Origin of the sequence: Erwinia sp. MMLR14_017 (genome assembly GCF_033657285.1) — a bacterium.
In the GTDB taxonomy this organism is placed as follows: domain Bacteria; phylum Pseudomonadota; class Gammaproteobacteria; order Enterobacterales; family Enterobacteriaceae; genus Erwinia.
This window is the reverse complement of record NZ_JAWVWP010000001.1, coordinates 230280-252043: the sequence shown is the minus strand read 5'-3', so window position 1 is coordinate 252043 and position 21764 is coordinate 230280. Positions and strand designations below refer to the sequence as shown.

At 54.9% G+C, this 21764-nt stretch carries 20 protein-coding genes; 4 read left to right on the top strand and 16 right to left on the bottom strand.

All coding sequences use genetic code 11. The annotated features are described in order from the left end of the window. Nucleotides 1-14 precede the first annotated feature (14 nt). The 11 genes from SD961_RS01200 to pmbA form a co-directional block, all read right to left on the bottom strand. A complete protein-coding gene (locus tag SD961_RS01200) occupies nucleotides 15-1118 on the bottom strand; it encodes a lactonase family protein (protein WP_318788922.1) in 1104 nt (367 codons plus the stop codon). 108 nt (nucleotides 1119-1226) lie between these two features. Next, complete coding sequence (gene dagF, locus SD961_RS01195; protein ID WP_318788587.1) at nucleotides 1227-1967, bottom strand: 2-dehydro-3-deoxy-phosphogluconate aldolase; 741 nt, start codon at nucleotides 1965-1967, stop codon at nucleotides 1227-1229. After that, entirely contained in the window at nucleotides 1964-3085 is a 1122-nt protein-coding gene (locus tag SD961_RS01190; protein ID WP_318788586.1) for a DgaE family pyridoxal phosphate-dependent ammonia lyase, read from the bottom strand. The genes dagF and SD961_RS01190 overlap by 4 nt, the downstream gene beginning before the upstream one ends. Next, nucleotides 3069-4202, bottom strand: a complete 1134-nt coding sequence (locus SD961_RS01185; protein WP_318788585.1) for an amidohydrolase/deacetylase family metallohydrolase — start codon at nucleotides 4200-4202, stop codon at nucleotides 3069-3071. The genes SD961_RS01190 and SD961_RS01185 overlap by 17 nt, the downstream gene beginning before the upstream one ends. An 80-nt stretch (nucleotides 4203-4282) precedes the next feature. Continuing rightward, a complete protein-coding gene (locus SD961_RS01180) occupies nucleotides 4283-4927 on the bottom strand; it encodes a DUF4310 family protein (protein WP_318788584.1) in 645 nt (214 codons plus the stop codon). A gap of 16 nt (nucleotides 4928-4943) precedes the next feature. Next, nucleotides 4944-5720 (bottom strand): DUF4311 domain-containing protein, encoded by a 777-nt coding sequence (locus tag SD961_RS01175; RefSeq protein ID WP_318788583.1) that lies wholly within the window; start codon nucleotides 5718-5720, stop codon nucleotides 4944-4946. A 69-nt stretch (nucleotides 5721-5789) separates the two neighbouring features. Then, nucleotides 5790-6086, bottom strand: coding sequence for a DUF4312 family protein (locus SD961_RS01170; RefSeq protein WP_318788582.1), 297 nt, complete (start codon nucleotides 6084-6086; stop codon nucleotides 5790-5792). 3 nt (nucleotides 6087-6089) lie between these two features. After that, the gene (locus SD961_RS01165) at nucleotides 6090-6452 is read right to left on the bottom strand and encodes an SFCGS family glycine-rich protein (protein ID WP_318788581.1); all 363 of its coding nucleotides are present in this window, start codon (nucleotides 6450-6452) and stop codon (nucleotides 6090-6092) included. Between the two features lie 57 nt (nucleotides 6453-6509). Then, entirely contained in the window at nucleotides 6510-6848 is a 339-nt protein-coding gene (locus tag SD961_RS01160; RefSeq protein ID WP_318788580.1) for a glycine dehydrogenase, read from the bottom strand. A gap of 375 nt (nucleotides 6849-7223) precedes the next feature. Then, complete coding sequence (gene cybC / locus SD961_RS01155) at nucleotides 7224-7607, bottom strand: cytochrome b562 (RefSeq protein ID WP_318788579.1); 384 nt, start codon at nucleotides 7605-7607, stop codon at nucleotides 7224-7226. Nucleotides 7608-7693: 86 nt separating this feature from the next. After that, nucleotides 7694-9034, bottom strand: a complete 1341-nt coding sequence (gene pmbA / locus SD961_RS01150) for a metalloprotease PmbA (protein WP_318788578.1) — start codon at nucleotides 9032-9034, stop codon at nucleotides 7694-7696. Between the two features lie 164 nt (nucleotides 9035-9198). Between pmbA and yjgA the strand changes: the two genes are divergently transcribed. Then, nucleotides 9199-9741 carry a ribosome biogenesis factor YjgA gene (gene yjgA, locus SD961_RS01145; RefSeq protein WP_306208340.1) on the top strand — a complete coding sequence of 181 codons (543 nt, stop codon included), beginning with the start codon at nucleotides 9199-9201 and terminating at the stop codon, nucleotides 9739-9741. A gap of 144 nt (nucleotides 9742-9885) precedes the next feature. On the opposite strand, the gene mpl is transcribed toward yjgA, so the two are convergent. After that, the gene (gene mpl, locus SD961_RS01140; RefSeq protein WP_318788577.1) at nucleotides 9886-11241 is read right to left on the bottom strand and encodes a UDP-N-acetylmuramate:L-alanyl-gamma-D-glutamyl-meso-diaminopimelate ligase; all 1356 of its coding nucleotides are present in this window, start codon (nucleotides 11239-11241) and stop codon (nucleotides 9886-9888) included. A 168-nt stretch (nucleotides 11242-11409) separates the two neighbouring features. Here mpl and fbp point away from each other — a divergent pair, with 168 nt between their 5' ends. Beyond that, nucleotides 11410-12408: a class 1 fructose-bisphosphatase gene (gene fbp, locus SD961_RS01135; RefSeq protein WP_318788576.1), complete on the top strand. Its 999-nt coding sequence runs from the start codon at nucleotides 11410-11412 to the stop codon at nucleotides 12406-12408. Between the two features lie 62 nt (nucleotides 12409-12470). On the opposite strand, the gene SD961_RS01130 is transcribed toward fbp, so the two are convergent. Next, nucleotides 12471-14033: a methyl-accepting chemotaxis protein gene (locus tag SD961_RS01130; protein ID WP_318788575.1), complete on the bottom strand. Its 1563-nt coding sequence runs from the start codon at nucleotides 14031-14033 to the stop codon at nucleotides 12471-12473. Nucleotides 14034-14293: 260 nt separating this feature from the next. Here SD961_RS01130 and SD961_RS01125 point away from each other — a divergent pair, with 260 nt between their 5' ends. Beyond that, nucleotides 14294-14707 (top strand): lysozyme inhibitor LprI family protein, encoded by a 414-nt coding sequence (locus SD961_RS01125; protein ID WP_318788574.1) that lies wholly within the window; start codon nucleotides 14294-14296, stop codon nucleotides 14705-14707. Between the two features lie 137 nt (nucleotides 14708-14844). Then, nucleotides 14845-15375, top strand: coding sequence for an inorganic diphosphatase (gene ppa / locus SD961_RS01120; RefSeq protein WP_318788573.1), 531 nt, complete (start codon nucleotides 14845-14847; stop codon nucleotides 15373-15375). Nucleotides 15376-15423: 48 nt separating this feature from the next. Here the strand turns inward: ppa and SD961_RS01115 are convergent, their stop codons facing one another. The 3 genes from SD961_RS01115 to tamA are packed head-to-tail and all read right to left on the bottom strand — an operon-like array spanning nucleotide 15424 to nucleotide 21277. Next, nucleotides 15424-15789 carry a gamma-glutamylcyclotransferase gene (locus tag SD961_RS01115; RefSeq protein ID WP_318788572.1) on the bottom strand — a complete coding sequence of 122 codons (366 nt, stop codon included), beginning with the start codon at nucleotides 15787-15789 and terminating at the stop codon, nucleotides 15424-15426. A gap of 2 nt (nucleotides 15790-15791) precedes the next feature. After that, nucleotides 15792-19565 carry an autotransporter assembly complex protein TamB gene (gene tamB / locus SD961_RS01110; RefSeq protein WP_318788571.1) on the bottom strand — a complete coding sequence of 1258 codons (3774 nt, stop codon included), beginning with the start codon at nucleotides 19563-19565 and terminating at the stop codon, nucleotides 15792-15794. Next, entirely contained in the window at nucleotides 19562-21277 is a 1716-nt protein-coding gene (tamA, locus tag SD961_RS01105; protein ID WP_318788921.1) for an autotransporter assembly complex protein TamA, read from the bottom strand. The genes tamB and tamA overlap by 4 nt, the downstream gene beginning before the upstream one ends. Between the last annotated feature and the right edge of the window lie 487 nt (nucleotides 21278-21764).

Here is a 21764-nt window from a genome sequence, read left to right as displayed (position 1 = left end):
CAGCCACAACCGCATTAAGGTGTTAAAACTAACTGCGAAGGGGCGCCCACCGCGGTGTAATCATTGCTGAACGTCAGGGCACCGCTGGCAGCATCTACCTGGAAACGGGTGATGTTATCGCTGCGCTGGTTCATGGCATACAGGGTCTTACCATCTGGTGACAGCGTCAGGGTACGCGTGTAGTCGCCCCGCGTCCACACGTCATCTTTATGACTCAGCGTGCCGTTCGCTTCAATAGCGAAATGGCCAATACTGTTGTGCAAGCGATTGGCAACATAGAGGTTTTTACCGGCGCTGTCGATCGCCAGACCGGCAGCAAAACTGGTGCCTTTATAGCCCGCAGGCAGTGCAGACACGGTTGCTGCTTCAGTCAGCGTTCCGGTTTTGCGGTTCAGCAGATAGCGGGTCAGCGTGGAGGCTTCTTCGTTGATCAAATAGATCGATTTGCCATCCGGATGGAATACAAAATGCCTTGGCCCGGCGCCTTCTGAAGAGGCGGAAATCCACGCCGGGGTATTAGCCTGTAATTTGCCGTCACTGCTTAGTCGGTACTGATAAAGCCGATCCAGCCCCAGATCCGTTGAGAAGACAAATTTACCGCTGGGATCGCTGGCGATCATATGCGCATGGGGACCATTATGATCGCTGATGGCAAAGCTTCCCTCTACTGCCGCTGCAGGCTTCCCAGCGCCCGCCGGGCCCTGATCCTGCTGCGAATCACTGGCTTCTGCAAGACCACCGTCCGCCCTGACCGGCAGCACCGCTTTACTACCGCTGACGTAATTCGCCACCAGCAGATATTTCCCGTCTGGCGTCAGGGAGAGGTACACCGGCCCCGCCCCCTGCGAACTGACCTGATTGAGCTTGCTCAGGCTGCCATCTGCCGCAATGGCATAGGCGACCACCACACCCTTCTCGCTCTCGCTGGCGACATAGAGGGTTTTGCCCTTCGCATCGATGGTGAGCTGAGCCGGATTGGGCAGATCGCTGACCAGCGTTTTACCGCTGAGCGCGCCGCTCGCGGCATCGACCTGAAAACGATAGACGCCTTCGCCGTTGGGATTATAGCTCCCGACATAGGCAAATTGCGCCTGGGCAACCAGGGGAACCGTCGCCATTAACGCGACAGACACGGCAGAGATCAAAGACCAGTTACGCATGGTGTTCCTCGCAAGAGAAGTTCAGGAGAGAAGGATAACGGCGGGCAGAGCGCCCGCCGGTTTAGCTTAACCTACCAGCTTTTTGGTCATCGCCAGCAGGGTGCTGACGTCGGCCGGGCGTGTGTTGCCGCTCTCTTTATCAATAATGGAGCTGTAGATATGCGGAATGATTTTCGGCACGCCCGCCTCAAGCGCGATCTGCAGGATCGCTTCATAGTTTTCCAGATCGATGCCGCCCGTTGGTTCCAGCCAGAAATCCTGATCTGCACACGCTTTTGCCACGGCTTTGAACTCATCAATGGATTTCAGCCCGCCCATCGGGAAATATTTTACCGAGCTTGCGCCCATATCTTTCAGCATGGCGATGGCGGTTTCTACCGGCACAATCGCATCAGCGGCTTGAGAACTCAGCGGTCCGGTAGAGATTTTCACCTGACCCACACTGCCGGTTGGGGAGATCAACGCATTCACTACGGTCTGGCTCTGGCCCAGCAGTGCACGGCTGGTTGCCGCACCGGTGAAGACCTGATTCACATGCTGCGGCTGGATTTCAGCTGAAATCGCGCTGACCATCGCAGACTGGTTAGGATCGCCAGCGCCCAGGCCAACAGAGAGCGCATTATCGATCAGAGCGGCGTATTCACGCATATCAGCGACGGCACTCTCCACGCTGTGGTAGTTTTTCGACAGCACGCCCACCAGCACATGGCCTTCAGCCGCTTCCCAGATCTCGCGGGCATTCTCTTTGGAACCGGCCAGCACGTTCAGACACACGCGGTCCTGATAAAATTTAGGGGTCAGCGTCATGCGTTTTTTTCTCCTGCTAATAATGACTTGATGCAAACATAAATCGTATCCAGCTGCGCAGGGGAAACGCTGCGTACGTCCACCTCAACGATGCCTTCATTGGCTTTATAGCCGCGGAAATAGATGGCGATGTCGCCGGTTTTCAGCGCCTGCACCACTTCGCCAGTGGTGTGGCCAATCACCGCTTCATCAAAATGGATTTCAGTGCGGGCGATGTCACGTCCAGCTGCATCCCATACCACGCGGGAGGTAATGCCCGGAAGAGAATTCAGGCTGTTGATAAACGGCGTCATTTTTTCCACCATCTGCGCGCCGGAGACTTTTTCCTGCACCAGATAGTTTTCAATCGCCTGGGTCAGTCCCAGAATCCCCTCTTTACCTACCTTCATCGCCCGGCCAATACCCATCGACTGGCGCTTCACCCATTCAACCGGCTGTTTACGCCCTACCACCAGCCCGCTGGTTGGTCCTTCAATGGCTTTGGCTCCGCTGTAAATTACTAAATCAGCGCCGTATTGGTAGTAACATTGCAGATCTTCTTCTGCGGCGGCATCCACAATCAGCGGCACGCCATGCTTGCGGGCAACAACGGCAGCCTGTTCAACGCTGAGGTGGCTCTTCTGCACGCAGTGGTGGGATTTGATATAGAGAATGGCTGCTGTCTGTGGTGTAACCGCAGCAGAGAGCTGATCCGCTGAGCATTCGTTAGCATAACCCGCCTCTACCAGACGACCGCCGCCCAGCGTCACCATCGTGCCCACGGGCGCGCCATAGTTCACGTTATGCCCCTTTGGCACCACAATATCGTGAGGGACAATCAGCGGCGCGGCGTGCAAATTCTCCAGCAGCCACTCATCATCCTTAACGATCACCGCCGCCACGGATTGCGCAATCCCGGCAGAAGCGCAGGAGACCACCACGGCATCTTCCGCACCCAGCAAATTAGCGATGTAAGCGCCGGTCTTGTTGACCAGCTCCTTCATTTCAAAATAGTGATTCAGGCCATAATTGACCGTTTCAACCACGTCGGCAGCTGGCGTGGAAACGCCCAGGATGGTCATGCGGCCAGAGGCGTTAATAACCTGCTTCAGGCCATATTTTTCATAAATCGAAGACATGATGCTTTTTCCCTTCGTCGGTAATGAACCAGTGTCCCGCCACGATGGCGGCCAGCGGCACCAGCTGTTTCTCACCCGCAACGGACTGCCCTTCGGAGTCGGTAAACAGGCAGGTTTCCTCTTTGAGGTCAAAAATAGTCAGATCGGCGTCCATGCCAGGCTCAAGCCGGCCTTTACTGTGCAGTCCCAGCCCTTCTGCCGCCTTGTGCGTCACGCACGCGATAATTTGCGGCAGGGTCATGCCGACGTTGAAGAATTTGGACATCACATGCGCAAGGGTATAAACCGGGCCATTCAGCCGGTTACGGCAGTAGATATCGGAACTGATGCTGTGCGGCAGAATACCCTGGGAAATCGCCACGCGTGCCACCTCAAAGCTGAAGCTGGCGCTGCCATGCCCCACATCCAGGCGAACGCCGCGCTGAATCGCCCGGCTCACGGAAGCACGAAGCTCTCCGGCAGGGGTCAGAATGCGGTTTGGCTTGCCGTTGTAACAGTGGGTAATAATGTCACCACGGGTCAGCAGATCGGCTATCTCATCCAGATCCGGCGGGTTGTTGCCGATATGCACCATCAGCGGTAAATCGCCGTTCTCCTGCTGGATCTCTTTCGCGCGGATCAGCGGGTTGATGCCGTTCGCTCCCACCACGCTGCTGCTCATGCGGGCCTTGATGCCGATGATAAAACCAGGCAGACGCTGCACTGCATCGCGTACGCCAACCTTGTCTATCTGCTTCATGTCGGCCAGTTCGTTCTGCGTCACGATGCCGGTACGGGCAATGTTCAGCAGTGCATAAACCTGAGTGCTGGCGTTGCGGGTCAGCTGATAAAATTCGTCGATGTCATCGGCACCGGTACTGCCTGCATCCACCACGGTGGTGACGCCGGTAGATACGCCGATCTTGTCCGCTTCATCATGATAAATAGGGGATTTTGGATAACAGTGAACGTGGGAATCGATCCAGCCAGCGCTCAGCCAGTAACGCCCCGCAAGGTCACATTGCTGGGTAGCGCTGCCGGTTACCTCACCCAGTACAGCAATTTTACCCTGCTGCACGGCAATATCGGTCAGGCTGCCATCGGGCAGTCGCGCACGACGGATAATAAGGTCAAACATGGCAAACTCCTTCTTTCACCGGATGCTCTGGCACCCGTCAAAGCGGCCTGCCCAAAACTTCAGGCAAGCCGCCGTTACTTCTAGAGAGCAACCGGGAAGAAAGCCCCCAGCAGCATGGCACCCAGAATTGCGCCACCGGTAATTGGCTTGTTCCAGAGATAGAACAGCAGCGCACCAATCAGCGACCCTAAGCCAATCGGAATCGACGCGGTCATCGCAGAGAGGATGATCAGCGGCCCCAGGAAACGGCCGGAGGAGTTACCCGCACCCATCATTACGTCCGCACCGTAGGTGGAGTCGCTGTTATTGATGGTGAACTTACGCGCCAGGATAATCAGATAGCCGATGGCCAGCCCAATCACCAGGCCGGTGACCAGCGAAGCGGCAAAGTTGGCGACCGGATAAACGATGCCCGCCCCCAACAGTAGCGCAGGAACGCCAAGGCCCACGCCCGTCTGGATGGCGCCACCGATGTCCAGGATACCTACCAGCGAACCCTCAATAATACGGGCAAACAGGAAGCTGGCACCAAATGCCGCTACCGCGCCGTAGACGCCAGTTTCCATTCCCGCACGCAACATCGACACAAAGGCCACTTCGTTAAAGGCACCCAGGCCATAGGTGTAATACATGTGCGTACCGGCAAAAACCCCTGCTGAGAGCAACCCGACAAAAATCGGGAAAGACCAGTCGGCATACCAGAAACCGCTTTTTGACTCTTCCATTATCACTGTCCTCGTCTTATTTGCCGCTCAGGGAGTTGTGGATCATCTCCAGCCACCCTGGCACGCCAAGCTGGAAGGATTGCAGCATTTTCATATCAAAGCCGCGGAAGAACCCGCTCAGCACGAACAGCAGGACAATCGCCACCATCATGATTTTGGTCACTTTGTTCCAGCCGCTCTCTTCCACGCCTTTACCAATCAGGATGCCCAGTACCAGACCCGGTACAGCGTTACCCATGATAAGCTGCGCCAGACCGCCGAAGATGGTTGCCCAGAAGCCCGACTTTTTGCCCGCGTCGATAGCTGCCAGCCAGAAAATCACCGGCATCACCGTATTCACCAGCAGGTTTGCCGCGGGCACCAGCACTTTAACGGCGGTGACCTGCAACGCTGCCGGAACGGCGGAAGCCGTCGAGTTAAGGAAAGCCACAACGATCATGCCGATGATGCCGCAGGCAATCGCCATTTTTTTCGGATCGTGCAGGGTTTCCGCTACGTTGCGGTTTTTCACCATCAGTGCCGCCGCGCCCCAGTGGGGGATAATGCGGTGGTCAACGTCCTGGGTGAAGGAACCGGCTGCCACAGAGGAAGCCCAGGCGTTAAAGAAGAAGCCCAGGCCAAAGGAGAAGTGAGAGGCGGGATCGCCTTCACAGGAGTTCAGTTCACCCAGTGTACGAAACGCCCCCATCCCCTGCGTTGTTGGTGCGTGAAACATGCGCGCTGCACCAGCGCCCACGCCCACGCCGACAAGACCGCCGATGATGAGCGACTTAAAGAGAATAATTAAAAACATCAGTCTTTCCTTTCAGGCTTGCGCCAACGTTTTTAAGTCATGGTTATTGCTGCCCTTACAGGCAGTGCTTTATTGCGTAATGAAATTGACTTTGTCAGTGTCAATCACCGTTACGTTGACGGTAATATCCAGCTCTACGCTGTAATTCCGTCGCTCTCTTGCCAGAAAGAAAAACAGAAACTTCTCCTTTCTGACGCTCTCCAGGGCGTGAACCACGACGACATCCTGGGGTTCAATCCGCAGCAGAACTTTGTTGGTCGCTTTAAGGACCTTGTTCTGTACCCGGCTCAGCGCGTCGGCAAAGGCTCTCTCTTTACTGTCACCCTTGCCGCTGACGTTCACCGTGGTGGTGAAGTGTTCCTTCATCAGTTAGCTACCGTGCTTCTTGTTCCACGCCTGCACCAGACGCTCACCTAACTCTTCTTTATCCATAAAACCGAAGCCCAGCACCGTGGCGCCTTCATTGATAGCGGTCACGCCTTCGTCAACAGAGCGCATACCGTGTTTCGCTTTGTAGCCATATTTATTCTGAGCCGTGATTGCTCCAGCGCCGCCGCTGCCGCAGAAAGAGATACCGAACGAGGCATTCTCAGCTTTCATCACGTCGCCCAGCTTCATATCTGCCGCCACGCCCGGTACAACCACCGCTTTGCCGCCCGCTTTCTCAACGCCCGCGGCCACTTTCTGCCCTTTTCCTAAACGATCGCCGATAACTACGATGACTTGTGACATGCTCTGATCCTTAATTGATTGAATTTGTAAGTTCTTACCCAGGGAGGAGACCTGCGGTTAGTCGTTCTCTTTTGCCACTTCAAAGTGAACAGAGAGCAGCCAGGCCTCTTCTTTCGGCAGGTTGCCGAACAGATCCACCACCTGCTGCGCCAGCGCCATCGACTCAGGGGAGATATCCTCAAACAGCTCCTCCTCCACTTCCGGCAGCGGTTCGCCGGTCAGGGAGCGCAGCGCCATCGCCTTAACATGCGAGACGAGCATCTGCTGCTGCACCGCATTGGGGACGATCGCTTTTGCGGCAAACAGGTCAGCAATCTGCGCCATTACTTTGTCTGCCAGCGTCTGAATCGCCTGCTCACTTTCATCCCTATTTACGGATACCGCTCCATTATTCACACTGCGCTCCTCGTGTTTCGCTTCGGTCCAGCCAAAACGGTGTTTTTTCGCGTTGAAAATAAATTAGCCCCAGCGGGGAAAAGTGTATAGACCGACTTTTTCCACTTCGAAGTGGAAATAGAACCACCGGGTGTGGGCCAGGCCACAAAATGGTTATTTCATGCAGAAAGAAGATAAAAACGGGAGATAAATCACGTTATTCCAGCCAGCCGCGATAATTTCACGCAGCAGGAAAGAAAAAAGGCGCCAGGTAAGGTCAGAGCAGGTGGATAAGATAGGTAAAACTTATAATAGTGGGAATAGCAGGAAAGAAGGGAAATTCAGCAAGTAAATGGGCCCGGCCAGGCCCGGAAATCTGTTAATAGTCCGAAGATTTTAACGGAATTTCTTATGATTCTCGTTACGCGTGTCGGCAAATTTCTCCGCTTCTTTTTTTGCGCCAGCCAGATCGCCAGCATTTGCCAGTTTCATGCTCGTATCAATCTGACTTATCAGCTTATCCAGCCCTGCATGAAAATCTTTTATCTGGGCACTGTCGGCAGGCTGGCCTTTTAACTTATCTGGCGTTTGCGTTTTGGCATTTTCAGCCGCGCCGCGCATATCGGTCAGGGCTTTTTTAAATTCGGAGAGATCATCCGTTTTAGTGACGGTACGTAAGCCGCCATTCAGAATATCCATATCATCCTCCAGGTCGGCCAGCGCCGAAACGCTGGAGAACAACAAAGAAGCCGTCAACAAAGTCAGTAACGTCCTACGCATGGCGCAATTCCTTATTTTTATGTGAAAAGCACGACAAAAAGGGGCGGCCTGTGGCCACCCCATAATAATACGCATAAATGACGGAATTACTGCCCGGCTATTTTCATTTCTGGCAGCAGCACCGAACCGCACTGAATATTACTGCGCAGCTCAATATCACTGCCGACAGTAACCATATTGCGCCACATATCTTTCAGATTACCGGCGATGGTTATTTCACTGACGGGATACTGGATCTCGCCATTCTCCACCCAGAAACCGGCCGCACCGCGGGAATAGTCGCCGGTAATGCCGCTGACGCCCTGCCCCATCAGCTCAGTGACCACCAGACCGGTGCCCATCTTTTTCAACAGCTGCTCAAAACTGTCGCCCTGACCGGCAATGCGCCAGTTGTGGATGCCACCAGCGTGCCCGGTGCTTTGCAGCCCCAGCTTGCGTGCGGAGTAGTTAGTCAGCAGCCAGGTTTGCAGCACGCCATCTTTTATAATATCGCGCTGCTGGGTGCGTACCCCTTCGCTGTCGAACGGCGTGGAGGCGAGCCCTTTCAGCAGGTGCGGCTGCTCCTGAATGGTGAGCCACTCCGGCAGGATCTGCTTGCCCAGTGAATCGAGCAGGAAAGTGGATTTACGGTAGACGCTGCCGCCGCTGATGGCTCCCACCAGATGCCCGAACAATCCTGTCGCCACTTCCGCAGCAAAGATGACCGGCGCTTTCATGGTGGAAAGCTTGCGCGGCGACAGACGTGACAATGTGCGACGCGCGCACTCTTCACCAACCCATTCAGGCGATTTCAAATCCTCAATAGCGCGGCCAATGGTATAGGCATAATCGCGCTCCATATCGCCATCGGCTTCCGCAATCACACTGCTGGAGATGGAGTGGCGGCTGGAAGAGTAGCCCTGGATCATGCCGTGGCTGTTACCAAACACTTTCATCCCGATGTGGCTGTTGAAACTGCCCCCTTCGGTGTTGGTAATGCGTTTGTCCGCCTTCAGCGCCGCCTGCTCTGCGCGAGCGGCCATCTCAATAGCACGATCGGGATCGAGATCCGTCGGGTGATAGAGATCCAGATCGGGGGCATCAAAAGCCAGCAGCTCACGATCGGCCACGCCAGCATAAGGATCGGGCGAGGTAAACTTCGCGATATCAATCGCCGCCTGCACGGTGCGTTTAATCGCTTCCGGGCTGAGATCGGTAGAGGAGGCGCTGCCTTTGCGGTTTTGATGGTAGACAGTGATGCCGAGTGCGCCATCGCTGTTGAATTCTACGTTTTCCACTTCACCAAAACGGGTGCTGACGCTGATACCGGTGGTTTTGGTCACGGCAACTTCCGCCCCATCGGTGCTGACTTTTGCCAGTTCGAGTGCTGTCGCTACCGCCTGTTCGAGGGTTTTACGCTGTTCTGCAACTTGGGAGAGTAATTTCATTGACCTACCATATAATTGATTAGGGCTTCTCTGGCAGCAGTGAAAACGCCAGATTTCCAGATTCATTCGGGATGAGGGTTCATTTGAGTCTAACAGACTCAGAGAACAATTTCGCAGTAGCCTAAGTTTCCTGATAGCATTAGCCTCTTTTTTAGGAACCTCCCATGACTAAACAGCCCGACGACTGGCTTGATGATGTACCCGATAATCAAGAAGAAGAAGATGAAGAGATTATCTGGGTCAGTAAAAGTGAAATAAAACGTGACGCCGAGGAGCTCAAGCGCCTGGGTGGAGAACTGGTTGAGTTAAGCAAGAACTCGCTGGACAAGATCCCGCTGGATGAAGATCTGCGTGCCGCTATTGAGCTGGCGCAGAAGATCAAGAAAGAGGGCCGCCGCCGCCAGATGCAGCTGATTGGCAAAATGCTGCGTTCACGCGATGAAGAGCCGATCCGCCTGGCGCTGGACAAGCTGAAGAACCGTCACAACCAGCAGGTTGCGCTGTTCCACAAGCTGGAAGTCCTGCGTGACCGTCTGGTTGCGGAAGGCGATGATGCCGTGCCGGACGTGCTGGCACTCTATCCGGATGCGGACCGCCAGCAGCTGCGTGCGATGATCCGTAATGCACAGAAAGAGAAAGCCGCCAACAAGCCACCCAAAGCCTACCGGCAAATCTTCCAGTATCTGCGCGATCTGGCTGAGGCCTGATCCTGAACGGGCGGAATAACCCCGCCTTCAGGCCAGCTGCCCCACAGCTGGGATGGTTAAGTCTCTTAGCTACGCGGGTCTCCCTCCCCTACGGATATCACGAGGGGGCGAATTTCTCCGCCCTCTTCACGCCACCCGCCGCGCTTACTTCGCCAGTCTCTCCAGTAGCTTCTGATGAATGCCGCCAAACCCGCCGTTGCTCATCACCAGAATGGTGTCGCCCGGCTGCGCCGTTTTGGCAATCATCTCCACCAGCGTATCCACATCCGCGCTCCAGTGGGCAGGCTGCACGCATGCCTCGGCTACCTCTGATACCTGCCACGGAATGTGATGCGGCTGGAACAGGAACACCTCATCGGCTCTGGCCAGCGCGGGTGCCAGATCGTCTTTGCTGATCCCCATTTTCATGGTGTTGGAGCGCGGTTCCAGCACGGCGAGAATACGCGCCGTACCGCCCACTTTGCTGCGCAGCGCCGTCATGGTTGCCAGAATAGCGGTGGGATGATGGGCAAAATCGTCATAGACCTTGATGCCATTCGCTTCACCACGCAGCTCAAGACGGCGGCGGGCATTGATAAAGTCGTTCAGTGCCAGGCCAGCATCTTCCGGTTTAATGCCTACGTGACGCGCGGCGGCAATCGCCATCATGCCGTTATGCATGTTGTGCTCGCCCACCAGCGCCCAGTTCACTTCCGCCACGCGTTCACCCTCCAGCCAGACTTCCCAGCGAGAGGCATCCGGCGTCAGCTTTTTCGCCTGCCAGTGACCTGATTCACCCACGCTCTCCTGCTCGCTCCAGCAGCCCATTGAGAGCACCTGTTTGATGTTGACGTCATGCTCAGGCAGCAGGATCTTACCCTGTCCCGGCACGATGCGGATCAGATGATGGAACTGACGCTGAATAGCCCGCAGGTCATCGAATATATCCGCGTGATCGAACTCAAGATTGTTGAGGATCAGCGTGCGCGGGCAGTAATGCACGAATTTCGACCGCTTATCAAAGAAGGCGCAGTCATACTCGTCCGCTTCGATGACAAAGAATGGGCTTTTTCCTAAAGTTGCTGAAACATCAAAGTTTCCTGGTACGCCACCAATAACAAAGCCGGGTTCGAGGCCGCACGCCTGTAAAATCCATGCCGCCATCCCCGCCGTAGTGGTTTTGCCGTGGGTTCCGGCCACGGCGATGACCCAACGGTCGCGCAGCACGAAATCATGCAACCACTGGGGGCCAGAGAGGTAAGGGATGTTACGTTCTAACACTGCTTCCACGCAGGCGTTTCCGCGCGTCATGGCATTGCCGATGATCACCAGATCGGGGGCCGGGTCGAGCTGGGAAGCATCGTAACCCTGAATTAAATCAATGCCTTGCTTTTCAAGCAGCGTGCTCATTGGCGGATAAACGTTGGCGTCTGAACCGGTCACCTCATGCCCGAGCGCGCGGGCCAGCATGGCCAGGCCGCCCATAAAAGTGCCACAGATACCGAGGATGTGAATACGCATAATAGATCCGTTAACTGGAAAGTCCGGCGCACAGTGTAGCGTCCCCGCAGCGAGGAAGAAACGGATTTGCCCTATGTTCTTTAGCGTTCAATCGGCTAAACTGCGTACGCATACGTTGGCAGTTTGTAAAGCAGGCTGCTGTTCAACCGCAGATTCAGGGATAGTGTTATGAAAACGTTAGGCGAATTCATCGTCGAGAAGCAACACGACTTTCCTCACGCCACAGGTGAGCTGACCGCGCTGATTTCAGCTATTAAGCTGGGCGCGAAAATCATTCACCGTGATATTAACAAAGCTGGCCTGGTGGATATTCTGGGCGCCAGCGGTGTCGAAAACATTCAGGGCGAACAGCAGATGAAGCTCGATCTGTTTGCCAATGAAAAACTCAAAGCGGCCCTGAAAGCGCGTGGAATTGTTGCCGGTATCGCCTCTGAAGAAGAAGATGAGATTGTGATCTTCGAAGGAGTGGAGAACGGTAAATATGTGGTCCTGATGGACCCACTGGATGGCTCGTCAAATATTGACGTTAACGTCTCTGTTGGCACCATCTTCTCTATCTATCGCCGTATTACCCCGGCAGGCACGCCAGTCACTGAGGAAGATTTCCTTCAGCCTGGCAACCAGCAGGTTGCAGCCGGCTATGTGGTTTACGGTTCCTCAACCATGCTGGTTTACACCACTGGCTGCGGCGTTCACGCCTTTACTTACGATCCCTCACTGGGTGTATTTTGCCTCAGCGCGGAAAAAATGGAGTTCCCTGAAAAGGGTTACACCTACTCTATTAACGAAGGAAACTACATCCGTTTCCCTCAGGGCGTAAAAAAATATCTGAAGTTCTGCCAGGAAGAAGATCAGCCTACCCACCGTCCCTATACCTCACGGTATATTGGCTCGCTGGTGGCGGACTTCCACCGCAATCTGCTGAAAGGCGGGATCTACCTCTACCCAAGCACCGCCAGCCACCCGCAAGGCAAGCTGCGCCTGCTGTATGAGTGCAATCCAATGGCTTTCCTGGCCGAGCAGGCTGGCGGTAAAGCCAGCGACGGTAAGAACCGTATTCTTGATTTAACGCCAGAAACGCTGCATCAGCGTTCACCGTTCTTTGTGGGTAATACCGACATGGTGAACGACCAGGAGCGCTTCCTGCGCGAATTCCCGGACGCGTAACGCCTCCAGGTAATCATGGTGAAAAGGGCGACCTCAGGGTCGCCCTTTTTTTAAGCCGGTTTTCAGGCCGGAGTGACTCTGAACACCGCCATTGACTGCACAAGTTGCTGGGACTGTTCTTCAAGAGAGTGAGTTGCCGCCGCAGCCTGCTCAACCAGCGCGGCATTTTGCTGCGCTACCTCATCCATCTGCGTAACGGCCTGGTTCACCTGTTCAATACCCCGGCTCTGCTCCTGAGAAGCGCTGGAGATCTCTTTCATCAGCGTGGTCACCCGCATCACCTCGGTAGCGATTTCATCCATGGTCTCCCCGGCACGGGTCGCCATTTGCGATCCTTCGTTCACTCTGGTCTGAGATTCGCTGATTAATTCGCGGATCTCTTTCGCCGCCGTTGCGCTGCGCTGCGCCAGCGTACGAACTTCGCTGGCAACAACCGCAAAGCCCCTGCCCTGTTCCCCCGCGCGTGCCGCTTCCACAGAGGCGTTCAGCGCCAGGATATTGGTCTGGAAGGCAATACCATCAATCACGCCCAGAATGTCGCCGATGCGCCTGGAGCTGCTGGAAATCTCCCGCATCTTCTCCATTACGTAGCTGACAACTTCACTGCCTTTATCGGCGCTGTCGGAGACCGATCTCGCCAACTGGTGAGCCTGGGTGGCATTTTCCGCATTCAGTTTCACGGTAGCAGTCAGCTGCTCCATGCTGGCCGCAGTTTGCTCCAGCGAGGCGGCAGACTCTTCCGTGCGCTGAGAAAGGTTAAGGTTGCCTGAAGAGAGTTCCCGGCTGCCGATATCGATTTGCAGGCTGGCATCCCGCACACGGCTGACCGACTGTTGCAGCGAAGCCTGCATTTCAGCCAGAGCAGTGTTCAGCCTGCCCAGTTCATTGCGGCCGCCCTCTGGTAACAGCTGTGTCAAATCGCCAGCCGCCACAAATTCCAGATGCTCAATGGCTGAATCCAGAGGCTTAAGCAGGATCGCCCGCAGTAACAGCCAGGAGACAGAGAGCAGGATAATCGTCAGGATGCCGCAGAAAACGATCAGGAAGGTAAGGATCTGCTGGTTTTTTGCTGTTTCTGCCAGCTGGGAATCGGAAACCTGATTGGCAAAAATATTGAAATCTTCCACCGCTTTGCTGAAGGCAGCGTTAAGCGGTGTCAATTTTTCTTCCAGAAGCGTGTAATAGCCATCGGTATTTTGCTGCTGCAAAGAGAGCATCATCGGCTTAATGCCCTGCTCAAGATAATTGCCGTAACTGGCTACAATGGCATCCGCCAGCTTCTTCCCCTGTGCGGTTACCGTGCCCGCATCAACAAACTTTTTTAATTCCTGTTGCGAAGTTTTAAGATATTTTTCGGCTCTGTTTGTCGCGCTGCTCGCGTCATCGATCATGCCGATTTCCATTTTCCTTACCGCCAGCGCGGCCGTGGTTCGTGCCCGGAGCAGGCCATTATTGGCAAGAAAAAGGCTGTTTAACTCGATCCCCTGAATGCGGTTAACGATATCCAGCGAACGATTTCCTTTATTAATGGCACTGATACCCATCACGCTGACGCCCAGCAGCATCAACGTCATCAACGCTAACAACACTAATAACCCGTTTCTGATTGAGATTTTTTTAAGCATGATGTTGTGTAATCCTCACTAAAGTTGTTAATCCATGAACGCCAAAAGCGGTGAGATTATCGGCAACGCCTTCCGCAATCTTTAGCAAAAATGAAGGTAAAACGAGCGGGAGCCATACGAGATTGATATGGATCAATTTTGCCTTTTCCTCTGAAAGGGTGAGCTCCAACAGCCCATAAGAGGGATCTGGCAAACCGAATTAACATCACGATAAAACCGGTTTGAATGGCTATTTTCTCAACATCATTAAGAGTATTTTTATGAAAAAAATTGCCCTGGTTCTCACGGTTCTGCTGTTTATGCTTAACGCTCAGGCCGCCACCAATCCGATTGATACCGCGCAACAGACCTGCCTGAACCGAGCCGCAACCACCCTGGCGATGCAGCGCTGCTTTGCTGAGGCAAATACCGCCTGGGACAAAGAGATGAATCAGCAGTACGCCAGACTTATTGCCATCCTGAGTACAGAGCAACAGGCCAAATTAAGGGGTGCTCAACGTGCCTGGCTCGAATACCGTGACAGTTGGCTGGAAGCCGTTAAAGCGCGGCTGAGTGATAGCGGCACTCAGGCCTCGTTACAGACAGGTGCTCAGCAGGTGGATCTGGTTAAAAACCAAGCGTTAGCGCTGAAATCTCTGGCACAAAGCTGCGGCAATCCGGATGAGTGTCATTAAACTGTTCCAGTCGTTTGTCCGACGCCGCCGCCAGCCCAGTACTGGAGCATTCCGAAAGGGCAAAAAGGGGGGATACTTTCAGTTGCAGTTGGCTATAATGAGCGTCACTTGATGATGAATGTATAAAGGAATTAACCATGAGTTTGAACCTGGTTCCAGCGGGCAAAGATATGCCAGAAGACATCTATGTTGTTATCGAGATCCCGGCCAATGCCGATCCGATCAAATATGAAGTCGACAAAGATTCCGGCACCCTGTTCGTTGACCGCTTTATGTCTACCGCGATGTTCTATCCGTGCAACTACGGTTACATCAACCACACCTTGTCTTTAGACGGTGACCCGGTAGACGTGCTGGTCCCGACCCCTTACCCACTGCAGGCAGGCTCGGTAATTCGTTGCCGTCCGGTTGGCGTGCTGAAAATGACCGACGAGTCTGGTGAAGATGCCAAACTGGTTGCCGTCCCGCACACCAAACTGACTAAAGAGTACGATCACATCAAAGATGTGAACGACCTGCCAGAGCTGCTGCGCGCACAGATCACTCACTTCTTCGAGCAGTATAAAGCGCTGGAAAAAGGCAAATGGGTGAAAGTGGAAGGCTGGGACAATGCTGAAGCGGCTAAAGCTGAAATTGTTGCCTCTTTCGAACGCGCTGCGAAAAAATAATTTTTCGTGTCGTGATAAAAAAACACCGCTCAGTGAGCGGTGTTTTTTTTATGACTTCTCTCCGGCGGGATCGACCTCATCGCGCAGCAGCCAGTCGCCGCTGACAATCTGTTTTTTCCCGGCAACCGAGCGCTGATAAACGTAGAGCCAGGCGCTGCCATAAGGCGTTTGCATCAGCTGACGTTTATACTCCCCACCTTTGGTTCTGAGCGCATCCAGCTCACCCAGCGTGGAAGCATCAATGCGGTAAACTTCGCAATAAACCCGTCCGTTTCCCGCCACTACGCCGGGATAAAGACCCAAACTGTAAAGCTCATAGCCGTCGATCTGGTGATCGCCCAGCCACTGCCCGTTGGTCATCCAGTGACTGTTGCCTTGCTTACGCCTTAAGCTGCCATAGACAATTATTCGCATTGCTAGAACTCAAACTGATAGAGCAAATCCAGGGCCTGGTCGAGACCAGACACCGCTTCCAAATAGAGCTTGGGCATCAGGCGATAACGTAAGGTTAACGTCGCCAGTGAATCAAATATGCCAACACCGTATTTTACCTGTAGACCCGGCAGAACATAGCCACTGACCTGGACCTGCTGGCTGTCACCGACGCCAGCCGTGTCCAGGGCCAGGTTACTCACACCAAAGGTCTCCCCGATTTTACCCACAACCTGCCCACTTTGTGCAAGTCCCAATCCCACTAAAGCTGAGGTTACTGCACTGCTGTCGCTGCCGGAAGAGTCCAGACCCTGTCCGCGAAGCAGATAGGACAAAGCTTCCTGCTGCGACATCGCCGGGTCGGCAAAGACTTCTGCTTTAGGTTCATCGGCCAGTCCTGTCACTCTGACGCCAGCGGTTACATCATCTTCGGTCGCTTCAGGATTACGAATCGCCTCAATATTAAGGTACGGCTGGTCTGGAGGACCGGCAAACTGCAGCTCTCCTTTGCGCACGATCAAGTCCTGTCCATACGCATGGAAGCGGCCGGACGGAATATTGATCTGCCCGTTAAGGCCCAGGCCACGTTTATCCTGCACCATTTTCAGATCGCCATTCAGTTTGGCTTTCAGGCCAAAGGCGCTGAGCCGCACGTCGTCACCGACATGGATAACCAGATTGCTGTTGATCGGGATCGCGGTGGATTTCGGTGCAATGGGCTTGAGGTCTTTATCCAGCAGCACTTCATCGGAGGAGACTCCCACGGCGCTCTCCGGCACTTCCTGCACGGTAATCCGCGCCCAGGGGATATCCACGCGACCGTCCAGGTTGAACAGCTGCGGCGTGGCTTCAAACACCAGATCCGGTGAAACGTCCATGCGTAACATTGGCGGTACCGTTACGCGGATTTTGTCACCCTTCGCCGCTATGCGTGCGCGCCATGCGTCGAGCACGCTCCAGTCCGCTCCGCCACTCAGGGTGAGCTGACCTTTGGAAGTCTGCACCAGCCCTTCCAGCGTGGAACTCATGCCGTTGAAGACCATATTCAGGTTGGCGGCAGTAAGGTCAACCGGCATAAAGCTGCCCTCGACGTCCACATCCTTCAGGCCGAGCTGGCCGAACACCTGTGGCTTTTGCAGAGAACCGCCGAGCCGCAGTCTGGAATTCACCATCCCGGCTACCTTCTCGCCCTTCATCAGGGCCGGATTAAGCAGCGCCAGCGACAGGTTGGCGATATTAACGTTACCCGACAGCGTGCGCCGACCCTCAGGATCGGCAATTTGCACGTTGCCATCCAGCTGGCCGTTATTAGCAATATGGATCAGCCAGTCGAGCTGGGCGCGACCGTTACGCAGCGCCGCATTCAGGTTCAGCGTGTCAAACGCGACCGGCAGCGTGTTGCCGTCCACATCCTGCTCCACCTTCACGCCGTTACCCTTCAGCGATACGCGGCCCTGCGGCAGACCACCGTCAGCCGTCCAGCTGACGTCAGCATCGCCCGTGAAGATGCCGCTGAGCTGAGTGCCGTCGCCGAGGAACGGCTTAACCATCGCCAGATCGAAGCGGTTAAGCGCCACTTTTGCGTGCCCGGAAGGCCCGGCCTCAATAGTTTGCGGCACGCACAGTTCAGCATTCGGGTTTTGCCAGCAGTGCGGTCCGATAGTGACGGTCTGCTTGCTGTTGAGGTAATCCAGCGCGATGGCGCGGGTTAAGCGCCATTCCCCTACCGGCGTGTCGAAACGCGTATTGTTCAGTGAGCCACGCCAGCGCTGAGTAGCCCGATCGAAGCTGCCATTCAGGGCCAGCTGGCCGGAAACCGGTTCGCCAGTCACGTCCAGCTTCAGCTGATGCTGCTTTTCACTGCCGCTGGCATCCAGCGTAATTTTTGAGATAGCCAGAGCATCCTGCTGCAATTGATCCACCTCAAGACCCAGCTTGCCCTGAATCTGCTCACCGGAGCTGACATCCCCTTTCAGCACCACACGAGCGATAGTAAGCGCCTGCCAGCGCAGGCCGGATGCGGTCAGGTCGGCGAGTAGCTGAGGCGTTTTCAGGTCGCCACGAGCCTTGATCGTCCCTTTCGCCACGCCGCCAAGGCCTGGCAGGGCGTTATCCAGATGCTGCGCATCGATATTGGCATCCAGGTTAAGCTTGTCGCCCAGTGATCCTTTGAGATCGATATTATTACGCCCCAGCACCAGCTTAAGACCCGGTATATCCCACTGGTTATAGCTGTTGCCATACAGCGAGCCGTCTGCAGTGACCGCATTCTGCTTAACGTTGCCGCGCAGCTTCAGCTCCGGCACGCGCATCTGCCAGCTTCCGCCGTACAGGCTGCCGCGCGTGGTAATTTTGCCCTCCAGCTTCGCAGGCCAGTCCGGGTATTGCTTCTCGGTATTGATGCCGGAAAGCGTCAGCTCGCTGCGCCAGCTGATCGCTTTGCTCCAGTCCACCAGCGCGGTGAGATCTGTATTTCCTTCCAGCGCCGCAAGCCGCAGCTTATCCAGCGCGAACTGTTCAACGTTGCCTTTGCCATCCAGCGTCAGGGTTGCAGGGGGAATGCTCTGCCCTTTCAGCGCGGTTTTCAGCGACATCACATAATCCGTCGCTTTACCTTTAAAGCTGAAGTTAAGGTTGTCTGCCTGATACTGCGTTTCACCAGTCAACGGCCAGCGCAGCTGTGGGCTCTGCACGGCCATCGACAGCGGTAACCCCACTTCAGCCAGCCGGGTAGTGGCATCCATTTGTACCCGCACCGGACCAGAGAGATTCAGCGCAAGGTTGAGCTGCTCACGCAGGCCGCCTTCCACTGTCATTTTGATCTTCTCGCCTTTGATCGGATCGACGTTGAGCGCGCTGTAAAGCGTGAAGTTCACCGGCCAGTTTCCGGCAAGCGTGGCCTGGCCTTGCGCGTTCAGCTGACCCTGTGGCGAGTCCACATCCAGCGTTTCCAGATGCAGCAATCTCTCCTGCGTTGTGGCTTTCAGCAGCAGTCGGTTCACGGTGATATCTGTGTCGCCGGTGATGCGCAGCTGCTCGCCAAGGAGTTGCTGAACATCAACATCCAGCGGCATTTTGAAGTCCGGCAGGTCAGGCAGCAAAGGTTTAGCGAACATCGCTTTCAGGGTTTCGCCCAGCGGCTGTTCATCAGGCTTCGGCTGCTGCACTTTTGGCTGCACCACCTGTTCATTAGCGACCTTCGCGGCTTTGGGCAGAGCGATCAGCAGGCCCTGAATATGCGTAGGATTCAGCGTCAGCGCCCGTCCCTGCCAGCTGAGTCCTGAGGTAAAATCGGCCAGCGAGATTGCCGTATCATCTACTTTTACGTTGATGTTATGCAGCGCCAGCTGACGCAGAGTGATGGGATAAGGAGTACTCAAATCGCCGGAGGAAGGCTCCTCCTCTTCGGGCGCAGGCGCAGCGGGGGCCATTTTTTTACTCTCCACCACCACGTTCACATCTTTCAGCGCCAGGTCATTCACGCAGAAGGCGCTATTTTTCAGACAGCCTAACTGGAGAGCCAGATGGAATTCCCCCGCGTTGACGGTGATGCCCGGCATCTCATACTGCACGCCTTTCAGCGTGAGATCACGCCAGCCGCCCTCCACCTGTTTGATCGCCAGGCCAGGAACCCAGCGTGACGCGCCGTTCAGCACGAGATGCAGACCGGTCGTGGTCCCAATTAAAAATGCGATGCCGCCCAGCAGCAACAGCAGGAAAATCAGGATGCCAATAAGGACCTTTTTCCAGCGACTCATAGTTCAGGCCCCAATCCGATGTAAAACTGTATATCCCGATCTTCATCATCCCCAACCGGTCGGGCAATATCGAGCTTGATTGGCCCCACCGGCGACTGCCAGCGTACACCGAAGCCTGCGCCCGTTTTCCAGTTACTTTGCTTGATATCATTCACCGCTTCACCGGAATCAATAAAGACCGCTCCCCACCATTTGCCCGTTACGTTGTACTGGTACTCCAGCGAGCCGGTAGCCAGTTTAGAGGCACCGGTCAGCTTACCGTCCTCATCTCGCGGTGAAATACCTTTGTATTTATAGCCGCGAATGCTGCGGTCGCCCCCGGCAAAGAAGCGCAAATCGGGCGGGACTTTTTCAAAGTCATTGGTTTCAATCCAGCCGAGATTACCGCGCGCCACGAAGCGGTGCTTATCGGCCAGCGTCCTTATCCAGACGTTCTGAGCCTGCACTACTGCGAAGTCGATATCCGAACCCCAGGTGGTATCAGAGACATCAAGAGAGTAGCGTTGCGAATCCCCCCACGTCGGCATTAATCCCCCTCTGGAGCGGGTGCGGTTTATGCTTACGCCTGGGTAGAGCAGCATCGTGGTGTTGGTGACATTACCCTGTGTAAAGTGATCAAGACTCCAGCGCAGGTTAATGGCGCGTTGCCAGCCGGAGGAGGATTCCCAGTAGCGGGAGGCTGCCAGCGTGGAGGAGTCAGATTTGGTGTCATTAAGGTCGGTCCTTTTCAGGCCTCCCTGTAGCAGGTAATACTGCTCAATGGGATTTTTCAGCAGCGGGATTTTATAGCTGAAATCGAGCTGCTGCTCCGGCGCCGAGACGTTGGCACTGGTAGTGAGGCTGTGTCCGTAGCTATTGACCCAGGGCTTTTTCCAGGTTGCTTTGACCCGTGGCCCCACGTCCGTTGAGTAGCCCACGCCGGTTTCAATGGTGTTTTCCGTACGCGGACTGACCACGCCGTGTAACGGCAGAATTTTGTTTTTACGGGATTTATCGAACTCAGGCGCCACTACCACAGAGTTAAACCAGCCGGTTGCAGATAAACGGCGGTTCAGCTCTGCCAAATCGCGCGAGCTGTAATAATCCCCTTTTTTAAAGGGCACCAGATTTTGCAGATACTCTTCGCGGATTTGCGAGCCTTCAAAGCTGACATCGCCAAAGCGATAGCGTTGCCCGCTGTCGTAATCGATGTCCCAGAAGGCCTCCCGACGCTCCACAGAGACGCCCAGCTGGCTTTTCGCATAGTCACCATCAAAGTACCCTTTGCGCAGCGCCATGTTGCTCAGGGAGCTTTTAAAACCGTCATAGTCACTGTGGTTCAGAACGCCGCCGATCTTCCCTCTACCGCTTTTCACCAGCGCCTGGTAATCTTTATCTTCACGCGCTTCGCCACGGATGATCACCGTTTCACCCGCCAGCTTCACCGGCTCGCCCGGCGTCACTTTAGCGACCAGCACCGGTCTTTTACCGCCTGCAGGCGGAGGTTGAAGATCAAACTCAATGGTAGGGTCATAATAACCCAGCGCTTTAAGGCCTTCTTTAACGGCATCGCTGACGCGGGCGCGGAAACGGCCATCCGCTGAAATCTCATCACTTGAAATGGTAGAGAGCCGCGCACGGACGTTTTTCTGTAAATCCCCGGATAACCCTGTCACCTGCAGTCGCACGGTGGCCGCTTCAGCAAAGGGTGCAGCAGCTAAAAGACCTAACATGCAATAGACATGAATTCGTGGCACGCTCACTCCTGATTATGTTGCCGGCCCTGATTCCAGCTGGGCACAACGTCTTCTTCATTTTATTTACTGGCTTTGGATCCTCTAAGCATGGCAACTTTTTGCCGCTTATCGACCTCTTTTTCCGCGTAAAGCCAAATTGTTGGACTTATTGTGTGCAAAGAGAGCATGGGTTACAACAACGGATCATGAATGAATATCAATGTCGGAGGTGATCCACAGGCAGAGTCGGATTAATCTCATCCTGATGAGTGCCGGAATTGTAAGCAGGGGTCACCACGGCTATAATCCACAGCACGGGTGCTGTTACCGCCTGTTAACTGACTTCTGCACCGGCTTTATGCCGATGGCGCAGACATTTTTGGCACGGATAGCCAAGTTTCTTATACGGAACAGGAGGTTCGCAGATCCTCATGCGCTGCCCAGGCCAAAAATGACAAGTAATCAACTCAAGGCCGGTTTCGAG